This is a genomic window from Algoriphagus faecimaris (genome assembly GCF_900101705.1).
Lineage (GTDB): Bacteria > Bacteroidota > Bacteroidia > Cytophagales > Cyclobacteriaceae > Algoriphagus > Algoriphagus faecimaris.
Genome location: NZ_FNAC01000093.1, coordinates 1 through 2,107, shown reverse-complemented (window position 1 = coordinate 2,107; position 2,107 = coordinate 1). Strand labels below are relative to the sequence as shown.

The 2,107-nt window shown below is 34.1% G+C and carries 2 protein-coding genes; both read right to left on the bottom strand.

All coding sequences use genetic code 11. The features are described 5' to 3' along the window. Positions 1-971, bottom strand: a 971-nt coding sequence (locus tag BLQ57_RS20680; protein ID WP_139162858.1) for a hypothetical protein, incomplete at its 3' end; no start/stop codon positions are given. A gap of 524 nt (positions 972-1,495) precedes the next feature. Further along, positions 1,496-2,107, bottom strand: a 612-nt coding sequence (locus tag BLQ57_RS20675) for a DsbA family protein (RefSeq protein ID WP_394331281.1), incomplete at its 5' end; no start/stop codon positions are given.

Genomic DNA, 2,107 nt, shown 5'->3' with positions numbered 1-2,107 from the left:
ATCAGCCTATGATAGTTTGGATCTTGAAAATGATGGTAGGTTGGGTCCTCAGCAATCTTCTGTTCATAGGTGCCGTAGGGGATTTCTTGGATATACTCTAGAACTAATAGTCCATTTCCCAGTTTAAAAATATTATGGTTTTTTGCGCCAAGTGTAATATTTTCCTGTGAAGGAATATCATCTATGTCTAACTTCACTCCTTTTAAAAAATCAAAGGATTCATGTTCAATTTTAATACTTCCTATTTCTGAATCATTGTTTAAATCAAAAATAGTTATTTCATTGTCGAATGAAGAAGTTAAATAGAGTATTGGCGATTTTTTTTTATCAACTGTGTATATTGGAAAATAAACGTCAGACATATTTTCATTAAGCTTTTGAGCCACGTCTCTTTTTGAAATCGGTGCTAAAGAATAATTTGATTTAGAACGACTATCATATAAGTTTATTAATTGTTTGCTTTTAAATTGCCTGAATCCGAGAAAATTATGAACACCTGAGGGATTTAAAAAGAAATGCAAATTAGATGGGTTGTTGTTTTTGTAAAAGTATTGAAAGGGATATGCTCGATTTGCTATATAAACTTGAGTATCGGGTTTAAATTTGATTCTTTCTTTCAATTTTAACTTTTGATCATATAGTAGAAGTTCAAAAGTGGTAAGAACCCAAATATCTCCATCTCTTGAAAAACCTAAACTATTCATTGAAGTTGTAAATTTTTCAGGGCCATCACCCTGTAGAGTCTTGCTCAATATTATTTCACCATTACCATTAATTAAAGCAACCTCTATTCCTTTTGATAATTTGTTTATATATGCCAGGTAGATATCTTTTGAATTGAAATAATCAACTATGCCAATTTGGTACAAGGAATTAATTCGAAACTCTTTTACTTTCGTAAATTGGTATTGTGAATAAGCTAAGCTGGATGTTATAATTGTAAGTATGAGGGTATAAAATATTTTTATCATATTTTTTAATTAATTTACTTTAATAAAATTTATATGTAATAGAATATTTTGTAATCCTTTCCTTATAGAATTAAATGTAAGTCTTTTAAAACAGCTTGGATAAAACATAGTGATTTTATATAAATTTCCAAAATAAGAATATCCAAAACCAAATGACAGCTTAATACTGCCATTTGGCCTTATTAAATTAATTGCAATTACATGTGGCTTCAGATCCTTCTAAACAATAAAATGAAACTGTTGAAGAACCACAAAATGGCACTTGCATGGATCTCTGCCAGCTGTTACTACAACGCAACCAACATGTCCCAGATCCCCCCCCCTGTAATCTTCTTCATCTGACTTCTTTCTAAGACTTCCTCAGTGCTGAGTCTTAGCATTTCTAAACTTAACTTTTTCATAGTTTACGATTTAACTGGTTAATAATTAATTTTGAATTGGTAAGATAATCTCCGACCATTTGAGTCACCGGAGACTGTGACTATTCATCGCGATTGAATATTTTTCTGCATTTGCAGCTTATTTTAGTTTAAGACATATTTCAAATCCTCCACTGCATAGTTGGATGGCAACTCATAGCCATTGATGAAAATCGTAGGCGTATGGGTAATTTGCTCTTGCTCTGCCCAGTCCAGCATGGACTTGAGGTTGGATTCCTGCCTTGCCAGTTCTCCGTAGAGTGGATACTTTGCCGAAAAGACTTCATAATCTTTATTATCTTGACTATACCACTCATCCAAAGCTTGGTGGGTCAGTTCTAAATTACCCTTAGAAGCAATCCCCAAAAGATGCCGGATAGTCTTTAGTCTGACCTCATCTCCTCCTCCAGGGACAAATACGATCTGTAAATCAATATTCCCGGCTTCATAGAGCTGCTCCAAGAGCGGATGCGTTCGAGCACAAGGACCACAGTAAGGGTTGCAAACCTTTAAGACATGGTATTTCGGATTTGCCCCATTTAGAAATATCCCTAATCCCTCGGGATTGGTGGTGATCTGTCTTGATGTGCTTAGGAAATAATCGAAAAGTTCTTTGTTGGATAGAACCTTGGCCAATTTGCTTTTGGTAGTATATAGTTCTTTTTGAGCCATCAAATATGGCTTTAAGCTGATCCAAGCAAGGTAGATACCCTTCCT